The sequence below is a fragment of the Dermacoccus barathri genome, assembly GCF_015070805.1.
GTDB classification, from domain to species: Bacteria; Actinomycetota; Actinomycetes; order Actinomycetales; family Dermatophilaceae; genus Dermacoccus; species Dermacoccus abyssi.
In genome coordinates this window covers 236310-249724 of sequence record NZ_JADCTK010000001.1, presented here as the reverse complement: position 1 = coordinate 249724, position 13415 = coordinate 236310, and the positions used below count along the sequence as shown (strand labels likewise).

At 69.7% G+C, this 13415-nt stretch carries 14 protein-coding genes; 5 read left to right on the top strand and 9 right to left on the bottom strand.

Annotated elements, in window-relative coordinates; genetic code table 11:
- Positions 1 to 19: 19 nt before the first annotated feature.
- Both IM689_RS01180 and IM689_RS01175 read right to left on the bottom strand, forming a co-directional pair.
- Positions 20 to 415, bottom strand: a complete 396-nt coding sequence (locus IM689_RS01180; RefSeq protein WP_193642541.1) for a DoxX family membrane protein — start codon at positions 413 to 415, stop codon at positions 20 to 22.
- Positions 416 to 547: 132 nt separating this feature from the next.
- Complete coding sequence (locus IM689_RS01175; RefSeq protein WP_193642540.1) at positions 548 to 1024, bottom strand: NUDIX domain-containing protein; 477 nt, start codon at positions 1022 to 1024, stop codon at positions 548 to 550.
- Between the two features lie 144 nt (positions 1025 to 1168).
- Between IM689_RS01175 and IM689_RS01170 the strand changes: the two genes are divergently transcribed.
- Entirely contained in the window at positions 1169 to 1969 is an 801-nt protein-coding gene (locus tag IM689_RS01170) for an SDR family oxidoreductase (RefSeq protein WP_193642539.1), read from the top strand.
- Between the two features lie 32 nt (positions 1970 to 2001).
- Here IM689_RS01170 and IM689_RS01165 read toward each other — a convergent pair whose 3' ends face one another.
- Together IM689_RS01165 and IM689_RS01160 are read right to left on the bottom strand one after the other, a co-directional pair.
- A complete protein-coding gene (locus IM689_RS01165) occupies positions 2002 to 3276 on the bottom strand; it encodes an MFS transporter (RefSeq protein ID WP_193642538.1) in 1275 nt (424 codons plus the stop codon).
- A gap of 137 nt (positions 3277 to 3413) precedes the next feature.
- On the bottom strand, positions 3414 to 4988 hold the full coding sequence (locus IM689_RS01160; RefSeq protein WP_193642537.1) for an alkaline phosphatase D family protein: 1575 nt from the start codon (positions 4986 to 4988) through the stop codon (positions 3414 to 3416).
- Positions 4989 to 5185: 197 nt separating this feature from the next.
- On the opposite strand from IM689_RS01160, the gene IM689_RS01155 reads away from it, so the two are divergent.
- The 3 genes from IM689_RS01155 to IM689_RS01145 all read left to right on the top strand — a co-directional run bounded on the left by IM689_RS01155 (position 5186) and on the right by IM689_RS01145 (position 8141).
- The gene (locus IM689_RS01155) at positions 5186 to 5392 is read left to right on the top strand and encodes a heavy-metal-associated domain-containing protein (protein ID WP_118912817.1); all 207 of its coding nucleotides are present in this window, start codon (positions 5186 to 5188) and stop codon (positions 5390 to 5392) included.
- 101 nt (positions 5393 to 5493) lie between these two features.
- Positions 5494 to 7809 carry a heavy metal translocating P-type ATPase gene (locus IM689_RS01150; protein WP_193642536.1) on the top strand — a complete coding sequence of 772 codons (2316 nt, stop codon included), beginning with the start codon at positions 5494 to 5496 and terminating at the stop codon, positions 7807 to 7809.
- Positions 7806 to 8141: a metal-sensitive transcriptional regulator gene (locus IM689_RS01145; RefSeq protein ID WP_047310507.1), complete on the top strand. Its 336-nt coding sequence runs from the start codon at positions 7806 to 7808 to the stop codon at positions 8139 to 8141. The genes IM689_RS01150 and IM689_RS01145 overlap by 4 nt, the downstream gene beginning before the upstream one ends.
- 88 nt (positions 8142 to 8229) lie before the next feature.
- Here the strand turns inward: IM689_RS01145 and IM689_RS01140 are convergent, their stop codons facing one another.
- The 4 genes from IM689_RS01140 to IM689_RS01125 all read right to left on the bottom strand — a co-directional run bounded on the left by IM689_RS01140 (position 8230) and on the right by IM689_RS01125 (position 11487).
- A complete protein-coding gene (locus tag IM689_RS01140) occupies positions 8230 to 9363 on the bottom strand; it encodes an alanine racemase (RefSeq protein ID WP_193642535.1) in 1134 nt (377 codons plus the stop codon).
- Between the two features lie 84 nt (positions 9364 to 9447).
- Positions 9448 to 9993 (bottom strand): NADPH-dependent FMN reductase, encoded by a 546-nt coding sequence (locus IM689_RS01135; RefSeq protein WP_193642534.1) that lies wholly within the window; start codon positions 9991 to 9993, stop codon positions 9448 to 9450.
- A gap of 236 nt (positions 9994 to 10229) precedes the next feature.
- Entirely contained in the window at positions 10230 to 10904 is a 675-nt protein-coding gene (locus IM689_RS01130) for a peptidyl-tRNA hydrolase (RefSeq protein ID WP_406565483.1), read from the bottom strand.
- A gap of 43 nt (positions 10905 to 10947) precedes the next feature.
- Positions 10948 to 11487: a hypothetical protein gene (locus IM689_RS01125; protein ID WP_193642533.1), complete on the bottom strand. Its 540-nt coding sequence runs from the start codon at positions 11485 to 11487 to the stop codon at positions 10948 to 10950.
- Positions 11488 to 11686: 199 nt separating this feature from the next.
- Here IM689_RS01125 and IM689_RS01120 point away from each other — a divergent pair, with 199 nt between their 5' ends.
- The gene (locus tag IM689_RS01120) at positions 11687 to 12028 is read left to right on the top strand and encodes a hypothetical protein (protein WP_193642532.1); all 342 of its coding nucleotides are present in this window, start codon (positions 11687 to 11689) and stop codon (positions 12026 to 12028) included.
- 9 nt (positions 12029 to 12037) lie between these two features.
- Here IM689_RS01120 and IM689_RS01115 read toward each other — a convergent pair whose 3' ends face one another.
- Positions 12038 to 13348: an MFS transporter gene (locus tag IM689_RS01115; RefSeq protein WP_187036035.1), complete on the bottom strand. Its 1311-nt coding sequence runs from the start codon at positions 13346 to 13348 to the stop codon at positions 12038 to 12040.
- Positions 13349 to 13415: the final 67 nt, after the last annotated feature.

The window sequence follows — 13415 nt, the reverse complement described above, 5'->3', positions numbered from 1 at the left end:
CGCCTGGTGGCGCGACGGATCAGCCCTTCGTCGACAGCAGCGTGATGAGGCCACCGGCAGCGGCGACGTTGCCGAAGAACTTCGTCATCTGCTCGTTGCGCTCCTGCGGGTCCTCGAGGTTCCAGAAGTCGTGCGCAGCGGCCGTCGTCACGCCGATCATGCCGAGCAGGCCGATGGCGGACAGGTTCGGCTTGATGCCGAGCGCGAGGGTCGAACCGAGGGCGACCATGCCGGCGCCGTTGGCCTGGATGAGCTGCTCGGAGGTGGCGGGCACCTTCTCCTTGACGCCGTACGTCTCCTGCGCGTTGTCGATCAGACCCGTGAGGTGCTGACGGTTCACGAGAGCGTTACGGCCTCCGTAGATGAACAGCGCGCCGATGAGTGCGCGGCCGAGGGCCTTGCCGGGGTTGACCATGGAGAATCGGAACCTTTCGGGGAATGTCGGTGGAGGGCAGCGTCGCCCACGTCTGCCAACGCATAAGCCTGCCCGATCGGGCGCTATTCCGCACGGAGCTCATGATGTGACCGATCCGACATCGGCTCGGTGTCATGACGCTGGTGTCTCGATGCCCTCCACGGGGCGACCGTTCTCGAGGTAGAGGCAGTCCGGCGCATCCCACGCGGCGAGGACGCGTCGTCGGACCGGCTTGGAAAGGAGGGCTTTCGCACCCTCTCGATCAACGAAGCGGTGGCTGCGGATCTCGCTCTCCTGCAGCCTGATCGACGCGATCCGCTGGTCTGTGAGCGTGCCGCAGTGGAAGAGGAAGCGCAGGCCGATCGTGCCCGTCTGCTTGTCGGGCCGGGTGTCGACGACGGCGAGGCGCCCCGAGGTGACGACGAGCCCCGTCTCCTCGAGCACCTCACGGCGGCAGGCGTCCCAGGGTGATTCGCCGTCGGCCTCCATCGCGCCGCCGGGGATCGTCCAGCCCTTCTTGTAGGTCGGTTCGAGGACGAGGAGGTTGCCCGCCTCGTCGAAGAGCATGGCGCCCGCGGACGCCGGGATCTCGGGTGGGAACCACGTCATGTCCCCGAAACTACCCCGCGCCTTCGCTGGTTTCGACCCCAAGTCCGGGCGGCCCCGTCTCGTTCCGGTGGGGCCGTGTCCGGGGTTGTCGGTGACGTGTGATGTGATCGGGAACACGTTGAGCGACGGAGCGAGGAGCGAATCATGGAGCTGGCTGGCAAGGTGTGCATCGTCACGGGCGCCGCGGGAGGAATCGGCGCCGCGATGGCGGAGGCCTTCCTCGACCAGGGGGCCAAGGTCGTCATCAGCGACCTCGACGGTGACCGCCTCGAAGCGACGCGGGAGCGCCTCGCACAGACCCACGGGGCCGTCGCCGCGCGGGCGGGCAACGCGGCTGACCCGGCCGACATCGCCGCCATGATCGCGCTGGCCGAGGAGACCTTCGACGGGCCCGTCGACGTCTACGCCGCGAACGCGGGTATCGGCGGTGGAGCAGACCTCGCCGACGAGGCTGCGTGGGCGGCGTCGTTCGACGTCAACGTCATGGCGCACGTGCGCGCAGCGCAGGCGCTCGTGCCGGGGTGGGTCGAGCGCGGCGAGGGCTACTTCGTTTCGACGGCGTCGGCCGCCGGCCTCATCACGCAGCTCGGCTCGGCCACGTACGCCACGACGAAGCACGCCGCCGTCGCGTTCTCCGAGTGGCTCGCCGTCACCTACGGCACGAAGGGTGTGCGTGTGTCGTGCCTGTGCCCCATGGGCGTCGACACGGCGCTGCTCACCGACGTGAGCGAGGGGTCGCGCGTTGCACAGCGCGCCGTCACGGAGTCGGGGCCGGTGCTCAGCCCCGAGCAGGTGGCGCAGGACGTCGTCGATGCCATGCGGGCCGAGACCTTCCTCATCCTCCCGCACGCCAACGTGCTCGACATGCTCCGCGGCAAGACGGCCGACTACGACCGCTGGATCTCGGGCATGCAGCGCTTCGGGGAGCACCTCGCGTCGAGCTGACGGTTCGGCTCGTCGCGGACCGCCGACCGGGCTCAGTGCCCGTGGTGGGCGAACTCGTCGCGTGCCGGCACGCGGTAGCGCAGGCAGGCCAGGGCCAGCAGCGCTGCCATGACGATGGTGGCGACGAAGTAGACGCCAACGGGTGTGTCTGCGCCGAAGTGGTCGATCGCCATGCCGAGGACGAGCACCGGGATGGCGCTGCCGCAGTAGGTGACCACGTACATGAGGCTCACCGAGCGTGCCACCTCGCGCGGCGGCGTCAGCGCGCTCATCGTGGCGAACAGCGTGCGGAACGCGACGCCCTGGCCACCGCCGATGAGGAAGCCTGCGACGACGAGGGCCGGTGCGGTGTGGGCGTGGTCGGCGTAGAAGGCGAGAGCGAGTCCGCCGGTCATGAGGGTGAGGGCCACCGCGGCCTTGTGCGCCCCGCGGATCGGAGCGAGCTGTGCGGCGGCCGAGCTGCCGAGCGCGATCGTCGCGAGCATGCCGGCCATGAGGCGCGAGCCGCCGAGCAGATCGGCGTAGCGACCGGGGGCGATGGCGAGGAAGTAGCCGAACACGGCGAAGGAGAGGAACCCGGTCGCCGCAGCGAGGGTGAAGATGCGACGCGTCGTCGCGGACACGCGCGGCACCGCGGGCATGAGCGTCAGCCAGCGCGGGTGGTCGGCGGGCGGAGGCGCGACGGGCGGGAGCGGCTTCACCGCGATGAGCAGGCCGAGCAGCACGACGACGGCGGCACCGTGGACGAGGTAGGGCGTGTGCATCGGGTCGCCGAACTGCGAGAGCAAACCGCCGATGAACGGGCCGGTTGCCACGCCGCCCGCCGAGCTGAGGAGCGTCAGAGCCGTGGCGAGTTCCGATCGCTCGCGCAGGAGGTCGCGCAGGCTCGCCGCTGCGGTGCCGGTGGCGAGCGCGACGGCCGCGCCGTGCAGAGCGCGGCCGAGCACGAGCGCGCCGAGCGATTGCGCCGTGACGAACGCCGCTGTCCCGAGCAGGGCGACCACCACGGCGACGGCCATGACGGCCCGTCGTCCGTAGTGATCGGACCAGTGACCGACGATCGGTAGCCCGACGACGAGCGGCACGATGTACGCGACGAAGGCGAGCGTCACGTCGCTCGTCGTCAGCCCGAGGCGCGCGGAGAACAGCGGGAACAGTGGCGTGATGAGGTTCGCGCCGACGAGCAGGACGAAGATCGAGGCCGCTGTGAGCGTGATGCGCACGTGCGTCGGAGCGTCCCAGCCCGAGTGGGGGCGGGGAGCCCGCCGCGTCGAAGGGGTCGCTCGGGTCGTGTCGATCTGCGTCACTGGTGTCCTTCGCTGAGGGTGGGCGAGGGTGGAACGCCTGCGTCGGGGTCGCCGTCGCGGGCGGGAGAACTCGCCAAGGATGGACGGTTCTTGTCGACGTGGTCAAAACGAGTGGCGTGGCTCACGTGGGCATCGCATCAGGCCCGCTGGATACCGCGAACACCGTCCTCGATGCGGAAACGGGCCTTCGTCACGGCGTCGGCGCCGGGCTTCGTCACGATGTCGAGCGAACGGAACTCAGCCGTCATCGCCTCCGGGGTGATGCGCGTGGTGACGTAGCCGCGGTCGTCGTTGAAGAACTTCAGGTGGGGGTTGATGCGCTGGTTCGGGCTGGTCGTCGAGTGGGAACCGTCACCGGTCGACGTGATCGACGAGCAGACGAGCTCGGAGCCGACGACGGGGGAATCGGGGTCCGACCAGTCGAGCTTGAGGTCGTTTGCCCAGTGTTTGTGCACGTCCCCGGTGAGGACGACCGGGTTGCGGACGCCCGCCTCGGTCCACCCCTTCGTGAGGCGCGAACGGTTCGCCCGATAGCCGTCCCACGCGTCCATCGAGTACTTCTCGCCGGGGCCGGCGTCGGCATCCTGCGCGGCGAAGAACACCTGCTGTCCGAGAATGTCCCAACGCTGGCGCGAAGCAGTGAACCCGTCGAGCAGCCACTTCTCCTGAGCTTCTCCCGTCATCGAACGTCCGGGCGTGTCGATCTCGGGGCCCTTGGCCTTCCACCCGTCGCCGTAGAGCTGGTCGTCGCGATACTGGCGCGTATCCATCATGTGGAAGGTGGCCAGGCGGCCCCACTGTGTGCGGCGGTAGATCCGGAACGAAGCGCCCTTCGGCTGGGGCAGGCGCAGCGGCATGTTCTCCCAGTAGGCGCGAAAGGCGTCGCGTCGCCGCGCAGCAAACGCCGCGGGCGTACCGTTGTTTTCCTCGGCCTCGGTGTTCTCGGGCACGCCCGCGGCCCAATTGTTGTCGATCTCGTGGTCGTCCCACACGACGAGCCACGGCGCGACGGCGTGTGCGCTCTGCAGGTCTTCGTCGGCCTTGTACTGGGCGTGGCGTTGGCGGTAGCTCGCGAGGTCGCACGTCTCGGGCCCGGCATGGTCGCGCACGTTGCCGTCCGGGGAGACGTAGGTGTTCGCCCTGTACTCGTACTGGTAGTCGCCGAGGTGAAGAACGAGGTCCGGGTGATCCTGTGCGAGTCGCCGGTAGGCCGTGAAGAAGCCGTGTTCGTACTGCGCGCAGCTGGCGAAGGCCATGGCGAGCGAGGCCGGCATCTCGTGAGGGGCGGGTGCCGTGCGGGTGCGGCCGATCGGTGAGAGCCAACGCATCACCTTGAAGCGGTACCAGTACTCGCGTCCAGGCCGCAGCCCTCTGACATCGACGTGGACACTGTGGGCGTTCTCCGGCCTGGCCCTGAAGGTTCCGCGACGTACGACGCGCCGCATGCCGGGATCCTCGGCGACCTGCCACTGCACCGGAACGGTGCGCGCCGGCATGCCGGCGAAACCGCTCTCGTCCAGCGGGTCGACGGCGAGGCGGGTCCAGAGGATGACGGAGTCGGACAGGGGGTCGCCGGAAGCCACTCCCAGAGCGAACGGGTTCTGAGATAGTCGGCCCCCGCCGGGGGAAGCTGTGGCGTTCGCTCCGATGAGCGTCGCGCCGAAGCCGGCTCCGGCGCCGACGACGAAGTGGCGGCGAGAGATGTCGAACATGATGCGTCCTGATGGTCGAGTGCTGTAACACAACGACTTTCGATGATTTTCCGCCGCTGTGAGTGGCCCTGCCGTGAACGTGGAGCGCACGCTGCGTGAAGAGCGTCGCGGAGATCACACTGTTCGGCGAATACCCCGTGGGGGTATGCTGTTGTCCTCACCGAGCGGCTGCGCGCCGCACCCGAGAGGAGAAGACCATGGCTCACGAGAACAGCTACACCGTCACCGGAATGACCTGCGGCCACTGCGCTGCGTCCGTCACCGAAGAGGTCGAGGAGATCGCGGGCGTCCGCGACGTCACGGTCGACCACGAGAGCGGCAGCCTCACCTTCGCCTCCGACGAGCCCGTCTCGCGCGAGGCCGTCGAAGCGGCCGTCACCGAGGCCGGCTACCAGCTCGCCTGATCGGCCGAACGGCGACGGCGAACCGCAGTCGCAGCTGAAGGTGGCTCCCCACGTCCGCGCCGTCTTCAGCCGCGCTCCGCATCGAGTGAGGAAGGACGAGGATGCAGGCGACCACCACCCATGACGAGGTCGAACTCGCGCTCACCGGCATGACGTGCGCGTCGTGTGCCAACCGCATCGAGCGCAAGCTGAACAAGCTCGACGGCGTCGACGCGAGCGTCAACTACGCCACGGAAAAGGCGCACGTCAGCTACCCCGGGGGCACCGACGTCGCCGACCTCCTCGCCACCGTAGAGAAGGCCGGGTACGGCGCGAGCGTCATCGAACCCGAGCCGCTCACCCCTGTGGGCGACGCTGATGCCGATGGTGCTGACGCGCCGCTGTCGGATGCCGAACGGCACGCGGAGGAGTTACGTCAACGCCTCCTCATCAGCGCGGTTCTCACCGTGCCGGTCGTCCTCATGGCGATGGTGCCGCCGTTGCAGTTCACGAACTGGCAGTGGCTGTCGCTGACGCTGGCCGCGCCGGTCGTCGTGTGGGGCGCGTGGCCCTTCCACCGCGCGGCGTGGACGAACGCGCGCCACGGCTCGACGACGATGGACACGCTCGTCTCCGTCGGCGTCCTCGCGGCCTTCGGCTGGTCGCTCTACGCCCTCTTCTTCGGCCACGCCGGCATGCCCGGCCTCAAGCACGGCTTCGAGTTCGCCTCCTCGAGCGGGCACGGCAGCTCGAACATCTACCTCGAGGCCGCCGCAGGCGTGACGACGTTCATCCTGCTCGGCCGCTACATCGAGGCCCGCTCCAAGCGTGCCTCCGGCGCGGCGCTGCGCGCGCTGCTCGACCTCGGGGCCAAGGAGGTCACCGTCCTGCGCGGCTCGGGCGGTTCCGAGCGCGAGGAGCGCATCCCCGTGCGCGCGCTCGCCGTCGGTGATCGCTTCGTCGTGCGCCCCGGCGAGAAGGTGGCGACCGACGGCGTCGTCGAGCACGGCACGTCGGCCATCGACGCGTCCATGCTCACCGGCGAGTCGGTGCCTGTCGACGTCACGGACGGCGACGAGGTCGTCGGGGCCACCCTCAACGCGGGCGGCAGGCTCGTCGTGCGCGCCACCCGCGTCGGCTCCGAGACTCAGCTTGCGCGGATGGCGAAGCTCGTCGAGGACGCCCAGAACGGCAAGGCCGACGCCCAGCGTCTGGCCGACCGGATCTCCGGTGTCTTCGTGCCGGTCGTCATCGCCCTCGCGGTGCTGACGTTCGTGGCGTGGCTCGTGATCGCCGGCGACGTGGAGGGTGCCTTCACCGCCGCTGTCGCCGTGCTCATCATCGCCTGCCCGTGCGCGCTCGGCCTTGCGACGCCCACGGCCCTCATGGTCGGTACGGGTCGCGGCGCGCAGTTGGGCATCCTCATCAAGGGCCCGCAGGTGCTCGAATCGACCCGTCGCGTCGACACCGTCGTGCTCGACAAGACGGGCACCGTGACGAGTGGCGAGATGGGCGTACAGACCGTCGTCGCCGCCGACGGTGAGGCCGACGGCGACGTGCTCACCTACGCCGGCGTGCTCGAGAGCGGTTCGGAACACCCCATCGCCCAGGCCATCGCGCGGGCTGCGCAGGACCGCACGGCGCTGCGCCCGACGCTCGACTCCTTCGAGAACGTGCCCGGTCTGGGCGTCCAGGGCGTCGTGGTCGACGGCGACACGAGCCGCCAGGTCGTCGTCGGTCGACCAGCGCTGCTCGAGGACTGGTCGATGCCGGTTCCCGCTGCCCTCGCCGACGAAGCGGCTCGCCTTCAAGCGGGTGGCGCCACCGTGGTCGCGGTGGGTTGGGACGGCGCGGCGCGCGGCCTCGTCGCGGTCGCCGACACGATCAAGCCCACGAGCGCCCAGGCCGTCGCCGAGCTCAAGGAACTCGGCCTGCGCCCGGTGCTGCTCACCGGCGACAACGAGCGTGTCGCGCACGCCGTGGCTGCCGACGTGGGCATCGCCGATGTCATCGCCGATGTGCTGCCCGCCGACAAGGTCGACGTCGTCACGCGCCTGCAGGGTGAAGGCCGCGTCGTCGCGATGGCGGGCGACGGCGTCAACGACGCTGCCGCGCTCGCGACGGCCGACCTCGGCCTCGCGATGGGCACGGGCACGGATGCTGCCATCGAGGCGGCCGACATCACGCTCGTGCGCGGCGATCTGCGCGTGGCGGCTGACGCCGTCCGCCTCGCCCGTCGCACCCTCGGCACGATCAAGGGCAACCTCTTCTGGGCCTTCGCCTACAACGTGGCGGCCATACCGCTGGCCGCGTTCGGCCTGCTCAATCCGATGATCGCGGGCGCGGCGATGGCGTTCAGCTCCGTGTTCGTCGTCCTCAACAGTCTGCGTCTGCGAGGCTTCGCCGCCTCGTCGTCGAACGGGAAGGACCAGTCATGACCGAAACGCCTTCGGTGGCCGAAACCTGCTGCACGAGTGACGAATCGGCTGAAACGCCCGGCTACCACGACTCGAAGAGGGCGCTCTCGCGACGCCTCAAGCGGATCGAGGGGCAGGTGCGGGGCATCGAGAAGATGGTCGACGAGGACCGCTACTGCATCGACGTGCTCACCCAGATCTCGGCCATCCAGTCCGGCCTCAAGGCCGTCGCGCTCGAACTGCTCGACGACCACATGGCCCACTGCGTCGTCGACGCGGCCCGCGCCGGGGGAGACGAGCAGGAGATCAAGCTCGCCGAGGTGCGCGACGCCATCGGCCGCCTCATTCGCTGACGGTTCTCTCGCCCGCGGCGGCGCCCAAGCGTCCAAGCGGCGCGGCTGAGTGCGCTGGCGCCGCGTAAGCGCTACGCCTTCCGACCGCTCAGCCGTTGAGGCCGCGGGCGGCCACGGCCCACGTGTCGAGGCGCCGCCCGTCCTGCACGACGTCGACCTCGTCCGCGTAGTTGATCGCGTTGCAGCAGTGATTGGGCACGAGGCGCACGGTCGAGCCGAGCGCGGGCAACGACGAACCGCCCATGTCGACGACGGCGTGGTGCTCCGACAGCTGCACGATGCGGGCGTCGGGGTGGTCGAGCAGACGCCCGTGACCGGTGGCCCAGGCCGCCTTGTCGGGGGCGAGCACCTTGCTCCCGGCGTTGACGACGAGGCGTCCTCCCGCGTGACTGACGACGGTGCCGTGCGCGGTGAGGGCGATGTCCTCGGCGGTGCACGCCCCGAGTTCCCACTGCTGAGCGTCGTTGAACACGTAGGCGCCAGGCCGCATTTCGGTGGGCGCCGACGAGGCCGCGTCGGCGGGTGCAGGTTCGCCGACCGTCAACGAGGTAGGTGAGGTTCGCCCCGACGAAGCAGACGGCCCGTCGCTGACGAACGCCATGCTCGGGCTCGACCCGCCGCTTCGCACGCTCGGTTCGACGCCCTTGGCTCGCATGGCCTGGGCAGCCAGTGAGAGAGCGGCGCGCTCGTCCTGGGCGGCGCTGCCGCGCGCCTCACGGGCGTAGGAGTGCCCGGGGAAGGTGAACGCGCCGACGACGTCGAGGCCGAGCCCGGCCACGGCAGCCGCCAACTCGCCCGCGTCGCCCGGCGTCACGCCGCTGCGGTGTTGGCCCGAGTCGACTTCGATGAGCACGCGCAGCGAAGCGGCGCCCGTATGGCGACGCAGGGATCGGGCTGCATCGAGGTTGTCGCACCCCACGGTGATCTGCGCCGACTCGCTCAACCGCGCGAGCCTTGCCCCGTCCTCGGCATCGACCCAGAGCGGGTAGGCGATGAACAGGTCGTCGAAGCCCGCCGCGGCGAAGACCTCGGCCTCACCGATCGTGGCGAGCGTGAAACCCCGGGCGCCGGCGTCGCGTTGCATGGCGGCGATCCGGGGGATCTTGTGTGTCTTGGCGTGCGGCCGAATCGGGAGCCCGGCGCGCCGCCCACGGGCCGCCATCGTCTCGATGTTGCGTTCGAGCACGTCGGGATCGACGACGAGGCGCGGTGCGGCTGACATGGGTGGATCCTTTGATGGGGTGAACGCACCCTAGTGCGCCGGGCCCGCCGTCCGCGAGCGCCGACCGGCCGTGAGGGGAACCGCTCAGGCGCAGCGCTTGGCCGTGGAGACGACCTGGTCGAACAGCATGGTGAGCTCGCCGGCGCGGCGGTCCTCGAGCTTGAGGCCGTTCTCGGTGAACTCGCTGAACAGCAGGAGCGAGACCTGCTGGCGCACGACGATCATGTGGAAGTTGGCGAGGATCTGGCGCCAGTGCTCCACGGCGCGCACGCCGCCGTCGGCGCCGTAGGAGACGAGGCCGACGGGCTTGCTCTGCCACTCCGGGCCGAGGGAGTCGACGGCGTTCTTGAAACCGCCGGGCACGCCGTGGTTGTACTCGGGCGTGACGAAGACGTACGCGTCACACGCGTCGATCGCCTTGCTCCACGCCGTCACCTGCTCGTTGTCGTAGGAGCGGTTCGCCTGGGCCGGGAGGGTGGCACTCGTCAGGAGCGGCACGTCGAACGAGGCGAGGTCGATGAGCTCGAACTCGGCGTCGTCACGTGCGGATGACTGGTCGAGCACCCACTGCGCCACGAGTTCGCCCTTGCGGGTGTCACGGATGGATCCGAGAACGACGCCGATCTTCATACCTGCTCCTTCGAAAGGGGGTGTCGACCCAGGCTATTGAACGTTCAACGAATCACCAAGGGCTGCTGCGACCCCGTGGACAGATGGGGGCGGTCACGGCGCCTCCCACATGCGCGAGATGCCGCGCGAGTGGGGAACCCTTGGGCTCTGACCTCCCCACATGCGCGAGGAGTCGCGCATGTGGGAGAGCCTCGCCCCGGACGGGGAACGCGACGCTCAAGCCGAACGCCTCGCACTCACCAGTTCGCGCGTGTCGTCTCGTGCTGGCCCTCGAGTTCGGTGAAGCCGGCGTCGATGATGCTGACGCGGCCCGCGTCGGCGGCCCAAGCCGCTTCCGTGTCGCGCACGACCCGCACGCGGTGGCCGTCGTTCGCCCAACGGCTGCGCTCGTCGGGCGTCATCGCCTCCCACGCCCGCTGCGCCGCGTGGGCACACTGTGCGGCCGTTTTGCCGCTCGTCATCTCGACGAGGGGGCTGATGCGCACTGTCACCATCGCGTTCTCGGTGGTGCTCTCACCCTCGGGCAGCGCGGTGCCTTCGACCTGCATCTTCGCGAGTTCGGGCGGCAGCGGCTTGACCGGTGCCGGGACGAAGGCGCGCGCCTCGGCGCGGCCCTGCGTGCACGTGAAGCCGGGCACGGTCTGCGCGTCGTCCCAGCGCTTGCCGCGGGCGCGCCGCACGATCTTGCGGATGGCGATGCCGCGCCACGCGTCGACGGCCTCGAGCCACGAGGTGTCCACCACAGCCTCGTCCGATTCAGCGAGCGGGGCGGCGGCCCGGCGCTCCGCTTCGACGATCAGCCCGACGCACGCGCGAGCGGCCGCTTCACAGGCGTCGATGTCGCTCGGTGGGTCGCTCTTCTCCACGCGCAGCGCGATCTGCATGGCCCAGGGGACGTCGCTCGTGTTCACGTCCGGCATTGTCTCAACTCGCGGGTGCGCCCACGAGGCGTGATCACAGGGGCGTGCTGAAGGCGACCGCCGCACCGTCGGCGCCCTGGAGGTCGAAGGTGCCGCTCGTGTCGAGATTCGGTGCGAGCCAGTAGCGGGCCCGGGGGAGTCCCTCGATGTCGACGATCGGTTGGGTCGGCGTCGTGACGGTTCCCGCGAGCAGAGTCATGGCCTTGGCCGACACCATGCCCGCCGACAGGGTGGAGGTGTCGTCGAGCTCGAGTTTCACGTCGCGTGTCGTCGTCTTCGAAAGGGTTGCGACGAAGGAGCACGAGCCGGAGGCGCGCACGTCGTCATCCTTGCGCGGCTGCGCGAGGGCGCGTCCCGCGGCCTTCGTCGAGGGCACCTCACCGTCGCGTCCCGCGACGAGGCCCAGGCAACGGTGCTCACCCTTCGTCGACTGCACGAGTCGCCAACCCCAGTCGCCGCTCATGCCTGTGGCGACGGACGACCACGGTGAGTCGGTCACGGCGGCCTCGGGGGAGCCGCACGCCACGACACTCGCGCTCAACAGCGCGTACAGCGACGCGACGATTTTCTTCATGTCACTCGTCCTCACGAGAGGCGAACGGCTGCGCTGATGCGCCCGTCCGGTACCTCGCAGACTACCCCCGCTGCGAGCCGGGGCCGCCGGGACGAAGGTCCGGCGGCGGCTCCCATGCGGGTGACACGGCGGTGACAGGGGCGCCACAGCGGGCACGGTGACGCTCATTCGCAAGACAACCTCGAAGGAGAGAACCGCCATGACACGAACGCTTCACCGTCATCGCCCCATCCGCACGCTCGCCACGGTCACGCTGACCGTCGCGGCCACGCTCGTCGCCCTCGGAGCAGGGGCTCAAGCGGTCGTCGCGTCGTGGGCCACGGATGCCAGTGCCGCCGCGCGGGCCGAGCTCAGCGACACCGCCACCGCGACGCAGGTGCGCAACGTGACGACGGCCGTCCGCTCGCTCGTCCCGGACGCCACCGTCGAGAACGTGACGAAGGAGGGTGACGCATTCGTCGTCACCGTGACGAAGAACGGCGAGCAACGCGTCTACCGCGTGCCCGCCGATCTCTCGTCCGCCACCCGCATGCTGGGGTAGCGGCCTGCCTCAGTGTGTCTCGTTCTCGACGACGGCCGGGGCCGTCTCCTTCTGATACCAGACGACCGGCAGCACACAGAGGGCGACGACCGCGATCATCGCGCCGGGGGCGGGCTTCCAGTCGGTCATCTCGATGAGGCGCTCGCCGACGAGCGGGGCGAACCCACCGAAGATGGCCGTGGCCGTCGTGAAGCCGAGCGCCATGCCGGACATGCGTGCCTTCGACTTGAACTGCTCGGCGATCGTCGACGCGGCGACGGCGCTCCAGCCACCGGCGACAGCGGCGAGGACGAGTGCTCCGGTGAGCGCTGCGCCTCGGCTGCCGGAGGCCATGAGCTGGAACATCGTCAGCGAGGTCACCGCCGCGAGGACGCCGAACAGGAGCAGGATCGGGCGGCGCCCGAAGCGGTCGGCGGCCATGCCCGCGAAGGGCGTCACGAGGATGACGGCGACCGCGGCTGCGGTACCGAGCCACAGGGCGTCGCTCTCGCTGAACTTGCCGGCGTTCTGCAGGAAGGTCGGCGCATAGCCGATGCCGACGTAGTAGGTGATCGAGCCGAGCGCGGAGATAGCGAAGCCGCGGGCGACGGCGCCGGGCTCGACACGAAGCACCTCGACGAGGGGGTTCGTCGCCTTGTCGTCCTCGTCCTCCTCCTCGAAGACGGGCGACTCGTCCATGCGCGAGCGCATGAGGAGCGTGGCGCCGGCCATGATCGCCCCGATGAAGAACGGGATGCGCCAGCCCCACGAGTCGAGGTCCGGGCCGGTGAAGAACGACGTCGTGAGGGCGGCGAGACCGACAGCCATGAGACCGCCGACCTCACTGGCCGCCGAGGCCAGCGACGTGATGAATCCGCGACGCTTCGGCTCCGCACCTTCGACGAGGTAGGTGATGACGCCGGAGTACTCACCGCCGACGCTGAAGGACATGAGGCAGCGCATCGCCATCATGAGCCAGCCCGCCGTCGCACCGATCGACGCGTAGGTCGGCAGCAGTGCGGTGACGAGCATCGCGACCGTCATGAGCGCCATCGAGATGAGCAGAACCGGCTTGCGCCCGATCCGGTCGCCGATGTGACCGAACACCGCCGCGCCGACCGGGCGCAGCAGGTAGGTGAATGCGAACACGAGCAACGTGGCGGCGGTGCCGCCGGTGCCGCCCCCGAAGAAGACGCGGGAGATCACCGTCGTCATGTAGAGATACAGCGTGAAGTCGTACCACTCGATGATGGTCGACATGCCGGCCACCGTGAGCGAACCACGGCTGATGGGCGGGTGATCGTCCAACCGACGGGCTGGTGTGTGGGCGATGGCGGCCATCGAATTCCCCTTGTGCTGTCGGCGTCCTCGGCACGCGGATCGCGTGCCGTCAGGTTCTTCGGGCGGG

What these genes read in the sequence shown, in the direction of transcription:
- IM689_RS01150 (WP_193642536.1), top strand. Translation starts at nt 5,494, where the DNA reads ATGCAGGCGACCACCACCCATGACGAGGTCGAACTCGCGCTCACCGGC.
- IM689_RS01125 (WP_193642533.1), bottom strand. Translation starts at nt 11,487, where the DNA reads ATGAAGAAAATCGTCGCGTCGCTGTACGCGCTGTTGAGCGCGAGTGTC.
- IM689_RS01145 (WP_047310507.1), top strand. Translation starts at nt 7,806, where the DNA reads ATGACCGAAACGCCTTCGGTGGCCGAAACCTGCTGCACGAGTGACGAA.
- IM689_RS01115 (WP_187036035.1), bottom strand. Translation starts at nt 13,348, where the DNA reads ATGGCCGCCATCGCCCACACACCAGCCCGTCGGTTGGACGATCACCCG.
- IM689_RS01135 (WP_193642534.1), bottom strand. Translation starts at nt 9,993, where the DNA reads ATGAAGATCGGCGTCGTTCTCGGATCCATCCGTGACACCCGCAAGGGC.
- IM689_RS01140 (WP_193642535.1), bottom strand. Translation starts at nt 9,363, where the DNA reads ATGTCAGCCGCACCGCGCCTCGTCGTCGATCCCGACGTGCTCGAACGC.
- IM689_RS01170 (WP_193642539.1), top strand. Translation starts at nt 1,169, where the DNA reads ATGGAGCTGGCTGGCAAGGTGTGCATCGTCACGGGCGCCGCGGGAGGA.
- IM689_RS01155 (WP_118912817.1), top strand. Translation starts at nt 5,186, where the DNA reads ATGGCTCACGAGAACAGCTACACCGTCACCGGAATGACCTGCGGCCAC.
- IM689_RS01160 (WP_193642537.1), bottom strand. Translation starts at nt 4,988, where the DNA reads ATGTTCGACATCTCTCGCCGCCACTTCGTCGTCGGCGCCGGAGCCGGC.
- IM689_RS01175 (WP_193642540.1), bottom strand. Translation starts at nt 1,024, where the DNA reads ATGACGTGGTTCCCACCCGAGATCCCGGCGTCCGCGGGCGCCATGCTC.
- IM689_RS01120 (WP_193642532.1), top strand. Translation starts at nt 11,687, where the DNA reads ATGACACGAACGCTTCACCGTCATCGCCCCATCCGCACGCTCGCCACG.
- IM689_RS01180 (WP_193642541.1), bottom strand. Translation starts at nt 415, where the DNA reads ATGGTCAACCCCGGCAAGGCCCTCGGCCGCGCACTCATCGGCGCGCTG.